Below are 18,572 nucleotides of genomic sequence, written 5' to 3'. Positions count from 1 at the left end.
TATTTCACTGTTCGGGTAGTTGAACAAATCATGAAGTTCTTTAGCTAATGTTTTCAACCAGGCTGGGAGAAAAGAAGCTGTGCCTCCCAGCCTTCTCACAAGTAGTATCACAACTACAAAAGTACATTTTGGCTTAACCCTCGTCTGACCTGGTATAGAAACGGTTTTCTGCAACCTGTTTAAGTGAAAGATTCGTGATAATATGCTGATTAAATCTTTAATAGTGACCACGAGGAGGTTTGATTTTCAAATGGCTGAAAACATGAACAAAAGTCTCATGCTTGACATCACTCCGCTAAGAGCAGAGGATCGAAAGCGTTGGGACGTATTGGCTCGAAGCTACAAAGCCTTTTACGAGACAGAGCTCCCAGATTCCGCATACGATGAGATCTGGAACCGACTGCTCATTGGCGATAGAATATTCGGTTTCGGTGCGCATCTTCATGGCAACTTGATCGGTATCACCCACTACGTTTTTCAGCCTACGGTCTGGAAAAAAGATGTGTGCTACCTGCAAGACCTCTTCGTTGACGAAACCGCTCGCGGACATGGTGTGGCCCGTGCCCTTATAGAACGGGTCGCTCAAGCTGCACGAGAACAAAAAGCTTCTGGGCTGTACTGGCAAACCCGCCAGGACAATTTCACTGCTCGTGCTCTTTATGACAAAATTGCCTATCATAAAGGCTTCATTCGCTACGACTATACACTTGAATAGAAGTGGAGGCCGGTATCTATTGCGTATTGGATACCGGCATTTTTTCAAGCTTACCTGCTGATCCCATTTCTCAAATCGTGTGTTGTGTTAAATGAAAACTTCGCATTCTCTAAATTCTGTAATAAAATGGGATAAACAAATTACACAGGAGGTAAACAATGGAAGGCATTTCTTGGTCCTTAATGATCCCGAGACTGATTAGTAATTTAATTTACCTGATTGAAGCAACTGTAACCATTTTTGTACTTCTCTTTGCTGTTCGTTATATGAAAAGAAACTTATTACAAAACGATGAAATCATAAGTAAGATCGAGCGTCTTGTCGTGATCCAAGAACAAAAACAGTCAACTCATTTTTCCACCAAGGAAAGCGATGAATAAGTTATGAATGTAGAAGAAACAATTGACATGGTTGCTTCAAGTGTAGGAGTTGTCCACGATGTAATCTTTGTTTATTTCCTGGTCCAACTATTTCTTTTTTGGCGAAAACGTATATTTCAGAAGAAGAAAAAAGCAGAACTTCTCAATAGACTGATCTAAAAACTCGGGTTTCAACTGATGAGCAAGCAAAAGATGGCCACTCCATCGATGCTCAGCAGGACCGCCTTCTTATGGCGCTGCAATTGGTGGCACCAATCGGCATGCAGCATACAAAAGAAAAATCTTCCCCAACAAAAAAAGAGGCGAAATTCTCGCCTCCCTCTTTTTTGCAATCAATCCCAGGCAAATCTTTGATTCAAGTTCATCATGCTCAAGTGATGGCATCGGAACCAATTTCTCGTCTTCCTTCATCTGCAAGTACAATTCCCGCTGTTGCGGAAGCACGAAACGTCCTGAAGTTGGATTATCTATCTTGCTGATTCTCATGCTGTTCGCCCCCGAACAAGAACATTTGTTTGTATTATATGCGAACGGATTGCCAACATGCAAATAAAAAAAAGGCCCCTTCTGCAATGAGTGAACTGTGACCCGCAAGATGGACACTTTGAAAAAAGTGACCGTCTTGCGGGTTTTTGTGTTTTAATCTTCTTTAACGAGAAATGAGTGAGGAAACGGAAAATGAGCCGAGACAGAAAACGTTTTACTGAACAAGAGATACAAATGTTGGAGAAAAATCCAAATGTACTTCGAGTAACGGGGAAAAACATCTCGTATTCTCCTTCATTCAAGGTTGCCGCTGTACAAGCATACCAAGAGGGACAAACGCCGATGGAGATTTTTCTTCAGGCGGGTTTTTACATGGAAATGATCGGTCGGGATATGCCAAAAAAGTGCTTGCTTCGATGGCGAAAAGTATATGCTACCTTTGGTGAAGCTGGATTTATTGAGGAGCGTAGAGGTAAGGGCAGCACGGGCAGAAAGTCAGAAGGAGAGTTATCGGCGGAAGAGAAATGGAGACGTGCTCAAGCGCGAATTAGGCTTCTTGAGACAGAGAATGAACTTCTAAAAAAGCTAGAAGCGCTCGAAAGACAAACCAGTAAGACGTTACCATCTTCCGAGGGCTTTCAGCTCATTAACCTAGTCCTTCGAAAACATAGCTTGCAGCGCGTAACCCGTTATCTATGTCAGATTGCAGAAGTTAGCCCGAGTGGCTATTATCGCTGGTGTCGTGCTGAAGAACACCGTCAGCTTCGAGAAGCGGCGGATGAACGTGACTTCCTGCTAATAAAGGAGCATTTCGAAGCCCTGAAAGGGAAAGCCGGGGCACTGGTCATCAAAATGAGATTGGCGCGTTTGAACGGTGTCGTGATGAACCATAAAAAGATTCGTCGTCTCATGCGAAAGTTTAAGTTGGTCACTGTCATTCGGAAAGCGAATCCATATCGTAAAATGGCCAAGGCAACTCAGGAACACCGCACATGTCCAAACCTCCTGGAACGCCAGTTTGACCAAGGTATACCCGAGAAGGTTCTGCTTACTGACATCACTTATTTGCGCTATGGCACTGGCCAATGGGCCTATCTGTCCTGTGTGAAAGACGGTGCAACCAAACAGATTTTGGCACACTATCTATCTTCCACGTTAGAGTTATCCCTGGTTAAACGAACGCTGGCCCAATTAATCAGACGGTTGGACGGTAACGTCCATCCTGATGCTATTTTTCATTCAGATCAAGGCATGCACTATACTCATCCCTTAACGAGGCTCCTTATTGCTAAAGCTGGCTTTAAGCAGTCGATATCTCGCAAAGGTAACTGCTGGGACAATGCTTCCATGGAATCATTCTTTGGTCATATGAAAGATGAACTTGAATACAAGGACTGTGCATCCCTGAAAGAGTTGCGTCAGCGTGTTAATGAATACGTAACCTATTACAATTCAGAGCGTTACCAATGGACCTTAAAAAAGATGACCCCTGATGAATTCAGGAGTCATCTCATAGCCGCTTAAGTTTCGAGAGGCCCTTTTCAAATACTGTCCATTTCTCAGGTCACAGTTCACAATTGAAGGGGCCTTTTTGTCAGTCTGATATTAAATTAATAATCAATCTGGTACACAGTAGCCCGCAGGGATAGGAGTAATTATGTAGTAAATGGTATACCCATTACCATCCCAATTGCACAACTCATTTGCTCCGTATAAAGCAGTGAGTACCGCAGCTACAGCAGCTGGCAGGCCAAATTCAGAAGCTAGTGCAGCAGCTCCGATACCCGCAGCTAACGCTTTTCCAATCTTTGTGGCTTTACTTGCACTAATGTGGTAATCATAATAAAGCGCCATAGGTTTTATGTTGTTGGTTGAATTCTTAGAACTGCAAGCTTTACTCGAATTTGTGTTAATAATGTCTGCTTTTGTATCTAAAATGTTCTTGCCAACAACCATGTTCCCTTTTTTGATTTCCTTATTTGCATAACTAACAATCTTTTCAAATTCTTCAAACGCCTCTTGGCTGACTCCCGCTTCTTTGTAGTTGCTATACCCATTTACAACTACACCATTCTTGACAAAGGTCTTTTCTTCCAAATCTGATTTTGCAATTTCAAGTAGTACATCAAAACTTTGGTCAATAGTTTGTTCTGCTGCATGAACACTAGGCATCGCTACCGGAGAGTATCCAGTAAATAGAAAAGCTGTAGTCAATGCAACTGCTAGTAACGATTTAGTTATTTTATTTTTTTTCACTCGTCTTTCCTCCACCCTTATAGTCCAGATAAGTCATCCAAGCAACAACCGCAACTGTGATAACTACAGAAACCTTTTTACTTATTCCCATGCTAACGTCAAGATCAAAAAAACTGAATGCCAACAGCCCAAGAAGTATAACCAAGAGAATTTTTTTGATAATATCACCTCAAATCAATATTCTCTTACTCATAATAATGGTAATTAATTGAAAATGTTGTAAAAACATGTCGAATCAAAAATAAAATTTTGTAAAATCATGCACGCTCAGTATGAATAAACAGGAGTCAGCTCGAATCCTTACTCTTTTTTTCAATTACGCTCCCCGCAAGTATCAATACATATGCGGTACCTGACACGACCATGTCTGCTTCCACCAACTATTGTAAATCCGTTTCTTATCCTCCATGAGTCGTTACACGAGCTGTCGTTACACAATCTAGGGCTAAATTTGATCTCTATTCTCTCACCTTTACACGAGCGTTTATTCCTGTCTTATGATGGATGACAAAAAGAAAAGCCCCACTTTTTTTGTGGAGCGTCTTCCTATTCATATTGAGTATTAGCAGTAAAGAAATTAATCAAGTCATCAATGATTTCGGAAACATATCTATGGTCGACTCCTTCGTAAGTCTTGAAGGAAACTCTATTACAACCTAATTGGCTAAATATAATTTGTGTTTTCATCCACCGATCGGGCATCATTTTCTCACCAATTAGGTTGTAAATTAATTCAATGTCCTGGATATCAAAAGTTTCTGGAGCATATTTGATTTGAACTTGATCATTTATATCTAAACTTCCCATGAATACAAAATGGGGAACTCTTGCGTATTGGGGAAAATCAAAGACTTTTCCGGTTAAATTAGCAAGATCAGATACCCCCACTGGGTAGCGTATGCGTTCGCCATCCAAAGACTCCAACGGTAAAGTTAAGATAGCGTTTACTCCTCCGGCGGCAACTGCTTGCACCATCTCAGGATGCATTAGTGTAAACCGAGTCACAAACTTACCAGAAGCTGAAAACCCATTCATCAGTATTTTGTCTTCTACATTGACACCACTAGTTTTTAGAAACTCCATCGCATCTTTTTACATTTTTTAACTGCAGATCAAGTCGACAATACAGACCAGAGTGTACTTCCATTACTTTGCGAGTCAGTGAATGGGTAAAAAGAATTTGAGAATCCATTGGCCTCGGAAATACAGGAAAGAGTACAGGCACACCCATTTTTTGAATAAAAATTTCTTTCAAATTGTGATATACCACGTTCTCACTCTCTCTTTCTACAAATCATACAATTGTCCCAGAAAATAGAAAAGTCTCTTCTTTACTTAGACTAATATCGAGATGTCGTTGTATTCCATATATCGCCAAAATAGGACAAATGAGGTAATATTTCTTTGGAGGGTGTTACTTTTCACCTAAAAATAGAGAGGAGGATATTTATAGGAGAGTGCACTAGAGGCTTGCTGAGATTCAAAAACGAAAAAAAAAAGTGGCAGATGGCATTTGCAAATGATGCTATTTCGATTGATGACTTGAGATTGAGGATGCAAGAAGAATCTACACGAGAGGAAGCGATTAAGTCTCAACTCTTTGCTCAACCAGTATTAGAAAAAAAATCAACAGCTCTTACTCAACAAGAAGTCATGGAAGCGGCGCTCAACATAAAAGATAACTGGTACTACCTAGAGCTTGAGCATAAAAAGCTAATCATTCAGACCTTATTTTCTGAAATGGTTGTCGATACATATGGTGAAGCTGTTGGCGGTCCAGGTCGGCGTGTAGCGTGTGAAATAAAATCATTTCAAACAAATTAGGAGGCGAATTTTCGCCTCCTTTTATTGGTAATTAATCCCAAGCGTAACGTTGTTGAAGCCACGGATCTCCATACATGTTGTATCCATTCTTCTCCCAAAATCCCTGCCTGTCCTTCTCCATAAACTCGATGCCGCGCACCCACTTCGCGCTTTTCCAGAAGTAGAGGTGCGGGATGACGAAGCGCAGCGGCCAGCCGTGTTCGGGGGTCAGGTTCTCGCCGTTGTGTTTGTTGGCGAACAGGTTGCCTGCTTTCGTGAAGTCGGCCAAAGGCATGTTCACTGTCCAGCCGTGCTCGGCGTGCAGCATGACGTACTTGGCTTCCGGCTTTATTTTCACGAGCTTCAGCACTTCTTCTACCGGGATGCCCTGCCACTCGTTGTCCAGCTTGCTCCAGCCTGTGACGCAGTGAATGTCGTTCGTCACTTCGCCTGTCGGCAGCGCCATCATTTGTTCGTACGTCAATGTGACTTCTTCCTCGACCAAGCCGAACAGGCGGAAGCTCCACTCGGTGGACAGGTCCGTGTACTCTGGAACATCTCCGTAGTGAAGTACGGGAAAACCCGTCGTCTGCTTCTGGTTCGGGGGGATACGGTCGCGCTTGGTGTCTGTCGATGGATGGATAAACATAGGCCCACTCCTTGCTGTCTTTGTCCGCTTGTCCTGCTTTTTCTTATCATATCCAGCGAAAGCGATAACGTGCAAGAAAAAATGACGGCGAAAGTGCAGCGCCTGCAAAGCGTGGGCCAGCGCCGTACCACATACCAAGTAAGCCTCCAGCGCGTTTCCCCCGAAAACCAGCCCGAACCGAACCTGATTATGCTGCAAAAAGCCCCCCCCCCATGTGAGAGCGGAGGCCCTTTGCCTTTTCGCAAGGTAGTATCCTGTTGTAGCATCCTGTTGTAGCATCCCGTTGTACCAACCGTTGCAACACGAGTGTTAGCTCAGGTCATAGGGCGCATGACGATTTGACGTCATCCCCGCCTTCCAAAGAGAAGCAAAAAGAAAAAATCTTACTTGCCAACGCGCAGCAGCGCATGGTCTACCTTGATGCACATATCTTGCACGACTTCGATGCCTTCGGCGCGAACTTGGTTTGCCGCCTCTTCATTGGCGATCCCTTGCTGCATCCAGAACACTTTCGGCTTCTGTTGCATTTTCAGGGCGTCTTCTGCGACAGGCAAAATGTCTTCGCTTTTGCGGAAAACGTTGACGATGTCCACAGGCTGATCGATTTCTGCCAGGCTGGAAACGACTTTTTCGCCCAGTACCGTTTCCCCGGCAATAACCGGGTTGACCGGAATGATGCGGTAGCCGACATTTTGCATGGCCTGTGCGACCATGTAACTGGTGCGATCCGGTTTGTTGGACAGTCCTACTACAGCGATCGTCTTCGCCTCCTCCAACATTTGGCGGCGAACTTCGTTGCTAGGATTTTGGCTCATGTCAATGCACTCCTTTTCGTGTTTAGGATTGGCTGCGGCTTGCTACAAATTCGGCAATCGTGCGCGTCATGACGCCTGTACCGCCAGCTGGCTGCATGTCGCCCGTTGTGGCCGTGTACGCTGTGCCAGCGATGTCCAGGTGTACCCATGGTGTCTCGCCGACGAACTCCTGGAGGAAAACGCCGCCGATGATGCCGTGGCCGTAACGTCCGCCCGAGTTTTTCAGGTCGGCAAAGCGGCTCTTGTTCAGGCTGCGGTACTCCTCGAAGGTCGGGAGCTGCCACAGGCGTTCGCCAGCAACATCCGCTGCTTGCAAAAGCTCATCCATGAGCGCCTTGTCGTTCGTCATTGCCCCGGAGCAGTAATGTCCGAGCGCAACGACGATTCCGCCTGTCAGCGTGGCGGCGTCTACGATGCACGACACTCCTTGCTCTTTTGCATAAGTAATGCAATCGGCCAAAACGAGGCGGCCTTCCGCATCTGTCGTGATGATCTCGACCGTTTTTCCGCTCATGGTTGTGATCACGTCGCCAGGACGGAATGCTGTGCCCGACGGCATGTTTTCCACTGTTCCAATGACCGCGAGCACGTTTACTTCCGGCTTCATTTGGCCCAGCGATTCCAGCGCGCCGATCATGGCAGCCGCGCCGCCCATATCCGACTTCATGTCTTCCATGCCCGCTACCGGCTTGATGGAAATACCGCCCGTGTCAAAAGTAACGCCCTTTCCAACCAGGCCGATAACGTTATCCCACGTTTTTCTTCCCTGATATTTGACGGCTACGACGTACGGTTCCAGCTCGCTGCCTTTTGCGACACTGAGAACTCCGCCCATGCCCAGCTCTTCCAGCTTGGCTTTCTCCAGAACTTCCACGGTCATGCCGTAACGCTCTGCCACAGCGACAGCGGCGTCCTTCAGAGCGCGCGGCGTCAAGTAGTTGGCTGGCTCATTGACGAGCGTACGCGCCAGATTCGTACCGGAAACGAGCGCATTCCCCCGCAGCACGCCAGCCTGTACAGCGCTTACAGCATCGTCCGCTGCCAAGATTCGCACAGTGGCGATTGGCGCAAATTCCCGCTTCGCTTTTTGACGATAGCCTTCATAATTGTATTCTGCCAGACCGAACGCCTCTGTTACTGCCTGGGACAGACGCTCGGCACTCAAATGCCCGGTTGTCGGCAAATCGATTGCGACGTTTTTCGCGTTTCCTTTGGACACGACTGATTTGGCTGCCCGGCCCCATGCGTTGCGTGCAGCGACAAAGTCAAATTTGGCCGGATCGCCCATGCCGACGATGAGCAGCTTTTTCGCGGCAATCCGGTTCAAGCCATGAATGACTGTCAGCTCTTTCGCCTCGCCCGTGATTTCGCCTTCCTGCTGCAAGCCGCTGAGGCTGCCTGCGAAAGCTTCTTCCAGTTCCGGGTACACCTCGGAAAGCTGTTCCCCTTTCCAGAGCGGCACGATCAGCTCATCACATACGTAGCTCACAAGCTGTGAGCGTTTTTCTACGGTTACTTCCATATACTCTTCCCTCTTTCGCTGTGATAGGATACAATTATGGGCACATTTGTGTTTTAACACGATGTGTCTACATGCAAGCGCAAGGATGGAAACGTCATGGCTTTCGCCTCTGCATACGGAATCGCATCGCGATCCGGCAACACAGCCTCGCAGTCCTCTATGTAACGAAGCACTTCCTCTACGTCTAGCCCCCAATGCACGGGTCCGTAGCGGGACAAATACTTCCGCGCATTGCCAAACATCCAGCGAGCGCCTTTCAAGTTGCCGTATTCAAGATGGTACAACCCGACTGACAATTGCAGCATGCCTTGCAAAAATTTGTCGGTCTTGTCCTCCATCCAGATGTCTTCCAGCAGATCGTGGCATTCGTAGAACTCCCCTTCATTGAATTTTTCAATGAACTGCAAATACTGCACGGGATAGCCCATGGATGCACACCTCCGTTTTCCACCTGCTTGATGGCAAAAGCTACCTAGATAAGAAGTGCCTGCGGCTTGCAGGCTGACCCTCTAGCAGGAGCTTTCCTTATGGTACCACAGATTGGCAGCGCTTAAAATCCAAATGAAAACTTCACGGATTAAGACAACGCCCTTCTGTTACAATAATCTAGAGAAGCGCACAGTAGAAAGGAATTGATTTTCCGTGGCGGATATTTTTGAAAACTTCCCCTTATGGGCTGCACTGCTTGCCATAGGAATCGCCCAATTTATCAAAATTCCCCTCCATTTTTTCGCAACGAAAACATGGCAGTGGTCCCTGTTGCTCAGCACAGGCGGCATGCCCAGCTCCCACTCTTCTGCCGTGACAGCTCTGTCGACCGCAGTGGGACTGCGTGAAGGTTTTTCCAGCAACATGTTTGCTATCTCCGCCATTCTTGGCGTGATCGTCATGTTCGACGCTGCGGGCGTTCGCCGGCATGCCGGCATGCAAGCCGTCGTCCTCAACAAGCTGGTGGACGAATTTAACCACCTGTTGGAAGGGATGAAATCGTTAAAAGTTCGCCCGAACCAGGAAAAGGCGAAAAAGCTGAAAGAACTGCTCGGACACCAGCCGATTGAAGTGCTGATTGGCGGATGGCTGGGCATCATGATTGCATTGCTGGTGCAGCCGTTTTTTTAGGATGTTTCCACAGGGGGGAATCACATGCGCATCGTGTCCATCTGTCCGAGCAATACGGAAATCCTCTATTATTTAGGTCTGCATGAGCACGTGGTGGGGCTGGACGATCACTCCGACTGGCCTTTGGAGTGGCAGCACCTGCCGCGCGTCGGTCCCGATCTGACCATTGACATGGAACGGGTGGCTGCCCTCCAGCCTGATCTGGTCGTCGCCTCGCTAAGCGTTCCCGGAATGGAAAAAAATGTGGAGGCATTGCAAGCCTTGGGGCTTTCGCATATCGTGCTGAACCCGCAAAGGATTGGCGAAATCGCCGCTGACATCCGACTGGTCGGCGAGGCGACAGGCTTTCACAAGCAAGCGGAACAGCTTGCCGCCCATTTTGACGAAAGAATAGAAAGCATCCGACAACAGACGGCTTCCTGTACGCAGCGTCCCAAGCTGTATTGGGAATGGTGGCCGAACCCGATCTATACGCCCGGACAAACGAACTGGCTGACCGATGTCAGCGAGATAGCCGGTGCTGTCAACGTATTCTCCGACTTCCCGGTCGCCAATGTAAAAGCGACCAGAGAGATGGTGCAAGAGCGCGATCCTGATCATATTTGCGTCGTCTGGTGCGGCATCGAACTGAAGCGCATCAAGCGGGAAACGATCACGAGCCGTCCAGAGTGGAGCCAGATGACAGCTATTCAAAAAGACCAGGTTCACCTGCTGGAGGAAGGGCTTTATTGCCGCCCGTCTCCGCGCATACTCGATGGCCTGGAACAGCTCGTGAAGCTGATTCATACATAAATCACGGCATGAAAAAACGTTCAAAGCACATCGCCTTGAACGTTTTTTTGTCTTCCATTGTCTCGCAGCAAACCTCTAGTTTGCCACTTCAGCCATTGCCGCGATGCCCTTCTGGTTCAGGTTGTTGAGAAAGGCTTCTGTCAGCTTCCCTTCCCCGCGTCTTACGATATATACATCGAGTGATTTTTTGCCCCATTGGGTGAACACATCCTGCTTGGTCTCGAAGTACAGGTCGATCTTGTGGCCACGAATGGCACCGCCTTTGTCCGCTACAACCCCGTATCCGTAGCCCGGTATGTACAGGACCGTTCCCAGCGGAAAAATGCGCAGATCGGCTGCAATCGTCGAGTAATCGTCCCGGCGAACCTTTACGCCCGAATACGTAATCCCGTAGGACGGATCAGACGGGTTCTTTCCGGTCGATTCAAACCCGGCATAGTATCCGGTAGCGACGACGCGAACTTTCGGATATTGGTCGAGGAATACATCCGCTTTATCAATGACTTGAGTGAGTGAGCTGGCCGAAACTGTCCGTTTTTTTACGACCCGTTGCCCCTCTTTGGTTTCCTTGATTCCGAATGTGGATGAAAGATTATGGTCTCCTACCACGTTGTAGCCGTATCCGTCGCTTGCAAATGCCGTCAAAACGAGGACGAACAATGCGAGGATACTTACAAACTGCTTCCCATTCATTTCTTGGTAAACCTCCTCTCGGTTCTAGTCATGTCCCGAAGAGGAGGAAACTATACACAAATTTTGGATGATTTCAGAAACATTCTGTATGTTCCCGCTTTGGCAAACGATGAAAAAAAAGAAAAACAGGCCCCTGAATCAAGACCTGTTTTCCGCCTGTTAAAACATCCGGTATCCTTTTTTGCGCAGGGTGGCAATCGTCCAGCCGCTGCCCACTGTGCCTGCCATTCCACAGCCGAGAATGATCGCGTCCCAGACACCCGGAACGATTTTTTGATAAACGAGGGCGCCAACGACCACGCCGACCGCGATCACAACCGGAAGCCACGTCGTTTTCAAAATCATGTTTAAAATAAACCCAATGCCAAAACCGAGCACGGTGAACAAAACGATGGAAACCATAAATTGCAATAAGCTCATCGACCGCCAAACCTCCTGCCATCGCCTCCGGCTTTTGCCAAGGCTGGTTGGCAAATCAAGGGAGGACGGGCTATTTTCGCTATTTAGTGTAGCAAAAATGGCAGATACAGGTCAATATGTGCAGCCTTGCGAAGCGTAGACGAAAAGAGCCGCCAGCTCTCTGACGGCTCTTGCTCTATGCAACGGCAAGTATCGGCTATTTGTTTGCGGATGCGGACTCCTGATGAGCGTCTTTTCCTACGCCCTCACAGTTCGGGCAATTTTCCGTGCCACCCAGGAGCAGCTGGAAATACCCTTGACCATTGCAGTACGGGCATTGTTCTTGGTTATGTCTCATGATGAGCTCCCCTTTCTCCATACATGCTCCTTTGTTAATTGCATGTATTTTCAGATTATTTTGATGTATCTAACTATATCAGATCACTGCCTTTTTTCACAACACAGTTTTTCTCCGATATAACAGAAAAAACCGCGATGTAAGCGGAAACATCGCGGCTTAGCTATTTCATTCTCAGCTTTGCTTGAAGATTTTATAGGAAGTGTACTGAAAGACAGGATCAATCTCATAGGATTGCCCTTCCATCCCTTTTTCCCGTTTTGCGTAGCCTGGCAGGATGATTTTCAAGTATGTAGAAGACAGCGGATCTTCCATCAGCTCAGGAATCGGCAAAAATCGGGCTTCGACGATTTCCCCCTCCTGCGGGCGCGGTTCGCCGCTTACATAGTCCATCCAGAACACAACCATGTTGTCGCTGATCGACCCGCGAATGACCCCGGAACGGATACCCGCTACTTGCCGCACGGCTGCTTCAATCCCGGTTTCCTCCAAAACCTCGCGCACGGCTGCCTCGTCTACCGTCTCGCCCTGCTGTACGAATCCGGCCGGAAACGACCACTGCCCTTTCAACCCGCTGTACGCCTTTTTGACGACCAGCGCCTCCTCGCCGCGGATGACGATTCCGCAGGCGCCAAGCCACACTTTCCCTTCCCGCATTCGCTCGCTTCCTTTCGCTTTGTCCTTCCTGACCGTATGTACACGAAACCCCCGGCGTTTCGCTCACCGGGGGTAGCTATTACTCATCATCGTCGTCCAAAAGTCCGTTGTCAATCATGTAGCGCAGATTTTCCCGATCCCTCTCGCGGCCTTTTTCCTTCAGCCGATCGATGGCAGGCAGGATGAGAATATCAATTTCACGCTGGACATGCCAAGCCAGGTCGTGCCGCCCTTGCTCTTCCAAAAAGGCGCCCACTTCCATCATGGCATTGTACCGCTCCATTTCGTCGCGGGTCATAAGCCCTCTGACCTGAATACTCGCGTGGCGCATCGCTTACAGCTTTACCTTTTTCAAGGCGAGGCCGACCCCGCCGATTTTGTACAGATAGCGCAGATCGCTTGCCTTTTTCATCATCGCCGCTGTGCTGCCAAACAGCTTTTTCGAACCGACCTGGCCGATTCCCTCGCCTTTTCCGAGAGAAGCCAGCGTTCCTTGCAGATGAGGGACAAACTTCTGTGGTAGCTCGCCACGGATCAGCGCGGCGAGGTTTTCTCCAAGCGTCTCGCCTTCCTGAACCGCGATTTGCGCTGTCGGAGGGTACGGACGACCTTCTGCGTTGAAAATCAGGGCGCAATCTCCGACAACGAACACATTTTCATAGCCCGGCGCACGCAAATATTCATCTACCTTGACGCGGCCGCGCATGACTTCGAAGCCAGCTTTTTCGACGATGCTGTTGCCGCGCACACCTGCTGCCCAGACAACCGTTTTCGACTTGATTTCTTCCCCGGTTGCCAAAAGGACGCCGTCCGGTGTGCACTGCTTGATCGGCGTGCCGATTTTGAACTCGATGCCTTTGCGCTCCAGCACATCCATGGCGTACTGCACCAGCTCGGGATCAAAGCCCGGCAAAGCAGATGGAGCCGCTTCGATGCAATATACTTTGACCAACTCCGGGTCCACGTCAAACTCCTGGCACAGCTCTGGCAGACGGTCGCCCAGCTCTCCACAAAACTCGATTCCCGTAAAGCCCGCTCCCCCGACAACGAAAGTCAGGTAGTCTGTACGATGCGGCTCGTTTTTGTATTTGGAAAACATGTACTCGATATGTTCGCGAATATGGCGGACAGCGTTGATGCTGCGAATGCTGAACGCATGCTCTTTCAATCCTTCGATGCCGAACGTCTCCGGTTCGCTGCCCAATCCGATCACGAGATAATCGTAGGTCAGCACTTCGCCGCTATCGAGTGTGACATGTTGCTCCTGCGGATCGATCGCCTGAACCGTTCCTTTGATGAACTGGACTTTGTCCTGGTTCAAGATTCCTTCCAGACTCACCCGCGCATGGTCGGCAGAAGCCGTGCCAGCAGCAGGCTCATGCAGCCAGGTCGTGATGTAGTGATAGTTGTGCTTGTTCACCAGCGTGATTTCCGCTTCGTTGTAATTCAGCTTTTTTTGCAGCTGCAACGTGGTCAGCAAGCCGCCGTATCCCGCTCCAAGAATGAGGATTTTGGGTGTACTCATCGGTATCCCTTCCATTCATTGTTAATGGTAACCAGAGGAAGATTGTGCGAAATTTCACGTAGGCTGTTACCAAGTAAGATGCCCAAGTGAATAAAAAATGACGTATCGGAATAATTGCCTGTTATGTCATATGTTCCAACCTGTGAAAAAAAGCACAAACTTAGAAACAAACAAATGTGACAATTTCTTTACAGTCACCCTCATCTTATCGATTGCCACCATGATTTGCAAGGGTTTTTTGCCTATCGAGGCGTTTTTTTCCCTGCTTTTTTTTCTTTCCTTTGTTGGGTTATAATGGGTGAGGAGTTCGGTTTTTCGAATATTCGGAGGTGCTTTCGATTGAATTTTCTGCAAAAGGACGAGCAAATCTACGACATTACGATCATTGGCGGAGGCCCTGCCGGACTGTTCACTGCATTTTACGGTGGCATGAGGCAGGCAAGTGTGAAAATTATTGAGAGCATGCCCCAGCTTGGCGGGCAACTGTCAGCTCTCTATCCGGAAAAATACATTTACGATGTAGCCGGGTTCCCAAAGATATTGGCTCAAGATTTGATCAATAACCTGAAGGAGCAGCTTTCACGTTTTCAGCAAACCGTTTGTCTGGAAGAAAAAGTGGAAAACGTAGAGAAAAAAGCGGACGACGTTTTTGAAATCACTACGGACAAAGGCGTACACTACGCAAAATCTGTCATCATCACGGCAGGCGTAGGTGCGTTCGAACCCCGCAGACTGGAACACCCAGATGCCGTCAAATACGAAAAATCCAATCTGCACTATTTCGTCACCGACCTGAACTCCTTCAAAGGGCAGCGCGTCGCCGTCATTGGCGGCGGAGATTCCGCACTGGACTGGTCTTTGATGCTCGAACCGATCGCCAAAGAAGTCCATCTCATCCACCGCAGAGACAAGTTCCGTGCGCATGAGCACAGCGTAGAGATGCTCATGTCGTCCAAGGTAAACGTCACGACACCTTATGAAATATCCGCTCTTCACGGAGAAGAAAAAATTGAACGCCTGACTCTGACGAATTGCACCACGAAAGAAGAACTCAACCTGGAAGTCGATGCCGTCATCGTCAACTTCGGCTTCATCTCCTCGCTCGGTCCGATCAAAAACTGGGGATTGGAGCTGGAAAAAGGTTCGATTGTCGTAAACACGCGCATGGAATCGAACATTCCCGGCATTTTTGCGGCGGGAGACATCGCGACTTATCCGGGCAAAGTCAAGCTGATTGCTGTCGGCTTCGGGGAAGCGCCAACGGCCGTCAACAATGCGGTAGGCTACTTCAACCCGGATGCCAAATTGCAGCCAGGGCATTCCTCCAGCATGGACAACTTCAAAGCTTGATTCAACAATCAGCAAGCATTCAATCCTTGTGCCGCTTTTCTTTTGCGGTGCAAGGATTTTTTCGTGACGGCGAAGCTTTCGGGCAGGATGCATAGCGGCTTTCCTTCTGACGCAGAGTAGAGAAAACGACAACCAGCGTTTACGTTTTTGGAGGGAAAACCATGGATTATCTTTGTCCGGTTTGCAATGGGCTCGCTTCTCTCTCGCAAGCTTGCCCACAATGCTACACGCCACTTGCGGATGCAGGCCGTCTGTACGACTTTTACGGCGACTACAGCCCTTACCGGGAGATCGATGACGCCAAATGGGACAACGGCTACCCCGATCGCGAGAAGCACCTGTGCTTGCATACCGGCTGGTGCAGCACTTGCCAGCTGGCACAAACGGTAGCCATTCAAGAATGGACACCCGACATGCTGTAAGCAATCCCGCTATCGCCCACGGCAGAGGCGGGATTTTTTTCTTCCCTTTTTGCAAAAACACGCTATACTATAAGGAATTATTTGTTAAAGGACGGAAAAATCATGTAATCGGTTAAATTGTCGACCCCCTGCACTCGTCTATTGGAACCACTTTTTGAGGGGAGCGTCATTTTATGAATAAATTCATCATGATGGTGGGCATTCCCGGAAGCGGCAAAACCCGCGCAGCCGGGCTGATCGCCAAAAAAGAACGGGCGACACTCGTGTCCACGGATGCCGTTCGGTTAGAGCTGTTCGGGGATGAAGCCAAGCGCCGGAAAAATCCGCTCGTTTTCCACGAGGTTTACACCCGTATCGAGCAAGCGTTGGCTGCAGGAAGCGACGTTGTCTTCGACGCCACCAATGTCGATCGGGACAAGCGGATGAGCGTACTGAAGCGATTCCCGCACGCGACGGCGGAATGCTACTACGTGAGCACTCCGTTTGAAATTTGCCTGCAACGAAATCAGGCGAGAAAACGCAAGCTGGATGAGCTGGTTCTCGCCAAATACCATAAAAACTTGCATATTCCTTTGCACCAGGAAGGCTTTGCCGCCATCCACCTGCTGCATGAGCCTGTGCCGTACCCGATGACTAAAGAGGCGTTTATCGCCCTTTTACAAAGCGAACCCGGCTACGACGAGCTGTTTGCCGCCTTGTCCGGAATCGCTTATTTTCAGCAAATGAAAGATTTTCAGCAAGACAACCCGCACCATCAGCACACGCTGTGCAAGCATACGTACCACGTCCTCGATTACGTCAATACTTTTTACGAAGAGGACGACAAGCTGCTGATGCAAATTGTCGCGCTGTTTCACGACGTGGGAAAATTGTATACAAAAGTTTTCAAGCAAGCCAAAGGCCACAGCAGCTACTACGGGCACGAATACGTGTCGAGCCAGATTGCCGTTCATTTCCTGAAAGAGCTGGGATTTGCCGACGAGCTTGTCTTCCGGGCCGCCGCTCTGATCGAAATGCACATGAAAATTGCCTACGGCGGCGATGAAGGCGCGTCGGAGATTTACCATCTGGTCGGGGCAGACATGCTGACGAAGCTATACTTTTTCAAAGAGGCGGATCACTATGGAAAATAAGTCGACGAGCCACTATCAAAAGTATCCGCGCACCTTTCACCTGCCCTGGTCCCGGAGCAAAACCGACGACGATCGGATTTTGCGAGATACCCGGCATTTTGTTGGAAAAGAAATTGTCGTGACAGAAAAGCTGGACGGAGAAAACACCAGCTTGTACCGCGACTACTTGCACGCCCGTTCGATCGACAGCCGCGACCATCCGTCCCGCCACTGGATCAAAATGCTGCACGGCTCGATTGCCCACCACCTTCCACCCGGCTATCGCATTTGCGGGGAGAACGTGTTTGCCAAGCATTCGATTTTTTATGAGGAGTTGTCGAGCTACTTCTACCTGTTTTCCGTCTGGGATGACCGCAACGTCTGCCTCAGTTGGGACGATACATTGGAATGGGCAGAGCTTCTTGGTTTGCAGACTCCGCCTGTGCTCTATCGCGGCCCATGGGACGAGGAAAAGGTGCGGGCCTGCTATACGCGGCAATCCGTGTTTGGCGGCGAGCAGGAAGGCTATGTCGTCCGGCTCACCGCTTCCTTCGCCTACGCTGACTTCAAATACAGCGCAGCGAAGTTCGTCCGCAAAAATCACGTCCAAACCGATCAGCACTGGATGGCGAAGGCTGTTGAGCCGAATCAGTTAAAAGCGGAGTAACACAGAATAGGCTAACTTGACCGTTCTTGCTCTCGTTTGCTATAAGCAGTCAGTAGCCTGTCATTGTCCTCGCTAAAATGTCTCGCAGCAAAAAGGCGTGTTCGAACCATTGTCCTGGTTCACACGCCTTTGCTCGTTCATCCGCTTATTTCTTCTTCTGCTCCAGCCGCTGGGCCATCGCCGTATTTTTTGCCTTCATCTGCTCCAGCATTTGCGGCAGCACTTGCTTGATTTTCGCCGCATCCCCCGATTCAATCGCGGCTTCAAACGCTTCGTGCGTCGTTTTCATCTTTTCCATCCGGGCTTTTCTGGCTTCGCGATCTTCCTTCATGCCCGGCATGCCCATGTTTTTCTCTCTCCAGTCTTTCAGCTGCTGCTCCATTTGCTCACTGGTAATCTCGCCTTTTTTCACTTGCTCATTCAGCTTGCTGACAAGCTGCCTGCGCTCTTCGCGCTTCGCCTTCCATTTCGGGTCTTCTCCCAGAGCCGCAAATTCGTTCATCAGGCGTTCCCGTTCCTTGAACACTCCTTGCCACTCGGCCACACTATCTGGCGTATATTTTTCCGCCAAAAGCAGCATGTACATTTTTTGGTGAGCGCTGCCGTGCATCCCGTGCCGAACCTTGATGTCCACCCGCTCATGATCGCCGTGGCTGTGTGCTGTTCGACTGGCTGTCGTCATCCCTGTCGTTGCGAGAGTTGTTTCCTCTGCCAGTGCAAGACCAGGCAATACCAGTCCCGCTGCGATTGCGGCTACTACCACGCTGTTTGTCCACTTTTTCATGCTGTTCTCTCCTTTTCGCTCGTTTTGCGCCTTCGCCTTGCTTGACTCATGGCGCTCGCCTCAAGGCA

At 49.0% G+C, this 18,572-nt stretch carries 24 protein-coding genes; 10 read left to right on the top strand and 14 right to left on the bottom strand.

Translation table 11 applies throughout. The features are described 5' to 3' along the window. Nucleotides 1-250 precede the first annotated feature (250 nt). Together EDM60_RS14155 and EDM60_RS14150 are read left to right on the top strand one after the other, a co-directional pair. Nucleotides 251-715, top strand: coding sequence for a GNAT family N-acetyltransferase (locus tag EDM60_RS14155; RefSeq protein WP_122964550.1), 465 nt, complete (start codon nt 251-253; stop codon nt 713-715). A 158-nt stretch (nt 716-873) separates the two neighbouring features. After that, entirely contained in the window at nt 874-1,095 is a 222-nt protein-coding gene (locus tag EDM60_RS14150; RefSeq protein ID WP_122964549.1) for a hypothetical protein, read from the top strand. 228 nt (nt 1,096-1,323) lie between these two features. Here EDM60_RS14150 and EDM60_RS29525 read toward each other — a convergent pair whose 3' ends face one another. Then, nucleotides 1,324-1,581 carry a YolD-like family protein gene (locus EDM60_RS29525; RefSeq protein ID WP_340964624.1) on the bottom strand — a complete coding sequence of 86 codons (258 nt, stop codon included), beginning with the start codon at nt 1,579-1,581 and terminating at the stop codon, nt 1,324-1,326. Between the two features lie 192 nt (nt 1,582-1,773). On the opposite strand from EDM60_RS29525, the gene EDM60_RS14140 reads away from it, so the two are divergent. Next, nucleotides 1,774-3,105: an IS3 family transposase gene (locus tag EDM60_RS14140; RefSeq protein WP_122964548.1), complete on the top strand. Its 1,332-nt coding sequence runs from the start codon at nt 1,774-1,776 to the stop codon at nt 3,103-3,105. Between the two features lie 93 nt (nt 3,106-3,198). On the opposite strand, the gene EDM60_RS14135 is transcribed toward EDM60_RS14140, so the two are convergent. Both EDM60_RS14135 and EDM60_RS14130 read right to left on the bottom strand, forming a co-directional pair. Then, entirely contained in the window at nt 3,199-3,837 is a 639-nt protein-coding gene (locus EDM60_RS14135) for a hypothetical protein (protein WP_122964547.1), read from the bottom strand. 546 nt (nt 3,838-4,383) lie between these two features. Beyond that, on the bottom strand, nt 4,384-4,872 hold the full coding sequence (locus EDM60_RS14130) for a hypothetical protein (protein ID WP_141254215.1): 489 nt from the start codon (nt 4,870-4,872) through the stop codon (nt 4,384-4,386). 435 nt (nt 4,873-5,307) lie between these two features. Here EDM60_RS14130 and EDM60_RS14125 point away from each other — a divergent pair, with 435 nt between their 5' ends. Next, entirely contained in the window at nt 5,308-5,661 is a 354-nt protein-coding gene (locus tag EDM60_RS14125) for a hypothetical protein (RefSeq protein ID WP_141254217.1), read from the top strand. 31 nt (nt 5,662-5,692) lie between these two features. Here EDM60_RS14125 and EDM60_RS14120 read toward each other — a convergent pair whose 3' ends face one another. From EDM60_RS14120 to EDM60_RS14105, 4 genes are all read right to left on the bottom strand, one after another. Next, nucleotides 5,693-6,289, bottom strand: coding sequence for a sulfite oxidase-like oxidoreductase (locus EDM60_RS14120; protein ID WP_122964747.1), 597 nt, complete (start codon nt 6,287-6,289; stop codon nt 5,693-5,695). Nucleotides 6,290-6,672: 383 nt separating this feature from the next. Further along, nucleotides 6,673-7,104: a CoA-binding protein gene (locus EDM60_RS14115; protein ID WP_122964544.1), complete on the bottom strand. Its 432-nt coding sequence runs from the start codon at nt 7,102-7,104 to the stop codon at nt 6,673-6,675. 22 nt (nt 7,105-7,126) lie between these two features. Then, a complete protein-coding gene (locus tag EDM60_RS14110) occupies nt 7,127-8,626 on the bottom strand; it encodes a leucyl aminopeptidase (protein WP_122964543.1) in 1,500 nt (499 codons plus the stop codon). A gap of 53 nt (nt 8,627-8,679) precedes the next feature. Then, on the bottom strand, nt 8,680-9,054 hold the full coding sequence (locus EDM60_RS14105) for a DUF309 domain-containing protein (protein ID WP_122964542.1): 375 nt from the start codon (nt 9,052-9,054) through the stop codon (nt 8,680-8,682). A 214-nt stretch (nt 9,055-9,268) separates the two neighbouring features. Here EDM60_RS14105 and EDM60_RS14100 point away from each other — a divergent pair, with 214 nt between their 5' ends. Both EDM60_RS14100 and EDM60_RS14095 read left to right on the top strand, forming a co-directional pair. Further along, nucleotides 9,269-9,745, top strand: coding sequence for a divergent PAP2 family protein (locus EDM60_RS14100; RefSeq protein ID WP_063227419.1), 477 nt, complete (start codon nt 9,269-9,271; stop codon nt 9,743-9,745). Between the two features lie 24 nt (nt 9,746-9,769). Then, the gene (locus EDM60_RS14095) at nt 9,770-10,537 is read left to right on the top strand and encodes a cobalamin-binding protein (RefSeq protein ID WP_122964541.1); all 768 of its coding nucleotides are present in this window, start codon (nt 9,770-9,772) and stop codon (nt 10,535-10,537) included. Between the two features lie 75 nt (nt 10,538-10,612). Here EDM60_RS14095 and EDM60_RS14090 read toward each other — a convergent pair whose 3' ends face one another. The 6 genes from EDM60_RS14090 to EDM60_RS14070 form a co-directional block, all read right to left on the bottom strand. Further along, on the bottom strand, nt 10,613-11,230 hold the full coding sequence (locus EDM60_RS14090) for a 3D domain-containing protein (RefSeq protein ID WP_122964540.1): 618 nt from the start codon (nt 11,228-11,230) through the stop codon (nt 10,613-10,615). A 159-nt stretch (nt 11,231-11,389) separates the two neighbouring features. After that, a complete protein-coding gene (locus EDM60_RS14085; RefSeq protein WP_063227416.1) occupies nt 11,390-11,650 on the bottom strand; it encodes a YuiB family protein in 261 nt (86 codons plus the stop codon). A 196-nt stretch (nt 11,651-11,846) separates the two neighbouring features. Continuing rightward, a complete protein-coding gene (locus EDM60_RS28625) occupies nt 11,847-12,008 on the bottom strand; it encodes a YuiA family protein (RefSeq protein ID WP_167470299.1) in 162 nt (53 codons plus the stop codon). Between the two features lie 153 nt (nt 12,009-12,161). After that, nucleotides 12,162-12,644 (bottom strand): NUDIX domain-containing protein, encoded by a 483-nt coding sequence (locus EDM60_RS14080; RefSeq protein ID WP_122964539.1) that lies wholly within the window; start codon nt 12,642-12,644, stop codon nt 12,162-12,164. 79 nt (nt 12,645-12,723) lie between these two features. Further along, nucleotides 12,724-12,975: a hypothetical protein gene (locus tag EDM60_RS14075; protein ID WP_122964538.1), complete on the bottom strand. Its 252-nt coding sequence runs from the start codon at nt 12,973-12,975 to the stop codon at nt 12,724-12,726. Nucleotides 12,976-12,978: 3 nt separating this feature from the next. Further along, entirely contained in the window at nt 12,979-14,169 is a 1,191-nt protein-coding gene (locus tag EDM60_RS14070) for an NAD(P)/FAD-dependent oxidoreductase (protein ID WP_122964537.1), read from the bottom strand. Between the two features lie 339 nt (nt 14,170-14,508). On the opposite strand from EDM60_RS14070, the gene EDM60_RS14060 reads away from it, so the two are divergent. The 4 genes from EDM60_RS14060 to EDM60_RS14045 all read left to right on the top strand — a co-directional run bounded on the left by EDM60_RS14060 (nt 14,509) and on the right by EDM60_RS14045 (nt 17,720). Then, nucleotides 14,509-15,519, top strand: a complete 1,011-nt coding sequence (locus tag EDM60_RS14060; protein WP_122964535.1) for an NAD(P)/FAD-dependent oxidoreductase — start codon at nt 14,509-14,511, stop codon at nt 15,517-15,519. Between the two features lie 161 nt (nt 15,520-15,680). Then, on the top strand, nt 15,681-15,941 hold the full coding sequence (locus tag EDM60_RS28620; RefSeq protein ID WP_167470298.1) for a hypothetical protein: 261 nt from the start codon (nt 15,681-15,683) through the stop codon (nt 15,939-15,941). A 173-nt stretch (nt 15,942-16,114) separates the two neighbouring features. After that, complete coding sequence (locus EDM60_RS14050) at nt 16,115-17,074, top strand: AAA family ATPase (RefSeq protein WP_122964534.1); 960 nt, start codon at nt 16,115-16,117, stop codon at nt 17,072-17,074. Next, nucleotides 17,064-17,720, top strand: coding sequence for an RNA ligase family protein (locus EDM60_RS14045; RefSeq protein WP_122964533.1), 657 nt, complete (start codon nt 17,064-17,066; stop codon nt 17,718-17,720). The genes EDM60_RS14050 and EDM60_RS14045 overlap by 11 nt, the downstream gene beginning before the upstream one ends. 145 nt (nt 17,721-17,865) lie before the next feature. Here the strand turns inward: EDM60_RS14045 and EDM60_RS14040 are convergent, their stop codons facing one another. Next, the gene (locus EDM60_RS14040) at nt 17,866-18,504 is read right to left on the bottom strand and encodes a hypothetical protein (protein ID WP_122964532.1); all 639 of its coding nucleotides are present in this window, start codon (nt 18,502-18,504) and stop codon (nt 17,866-17,868) included. Between the last annotated feature and the right edge of the window lie 68 nt (nt 18,505-18,572).

The sequence above is a fragment of the Brevibacillus parabrevis genome (assembly GCF_003710905.1).
Lineage (GTDB): Bacteria > Bacillota > Bacilli > Brevibacillales > Brevibacillaceae > Brevibacillus > Brevibacillus parabrevis.
This window is presented reverse-complemented; position numbering and strand designations above follow the sequence as displayed.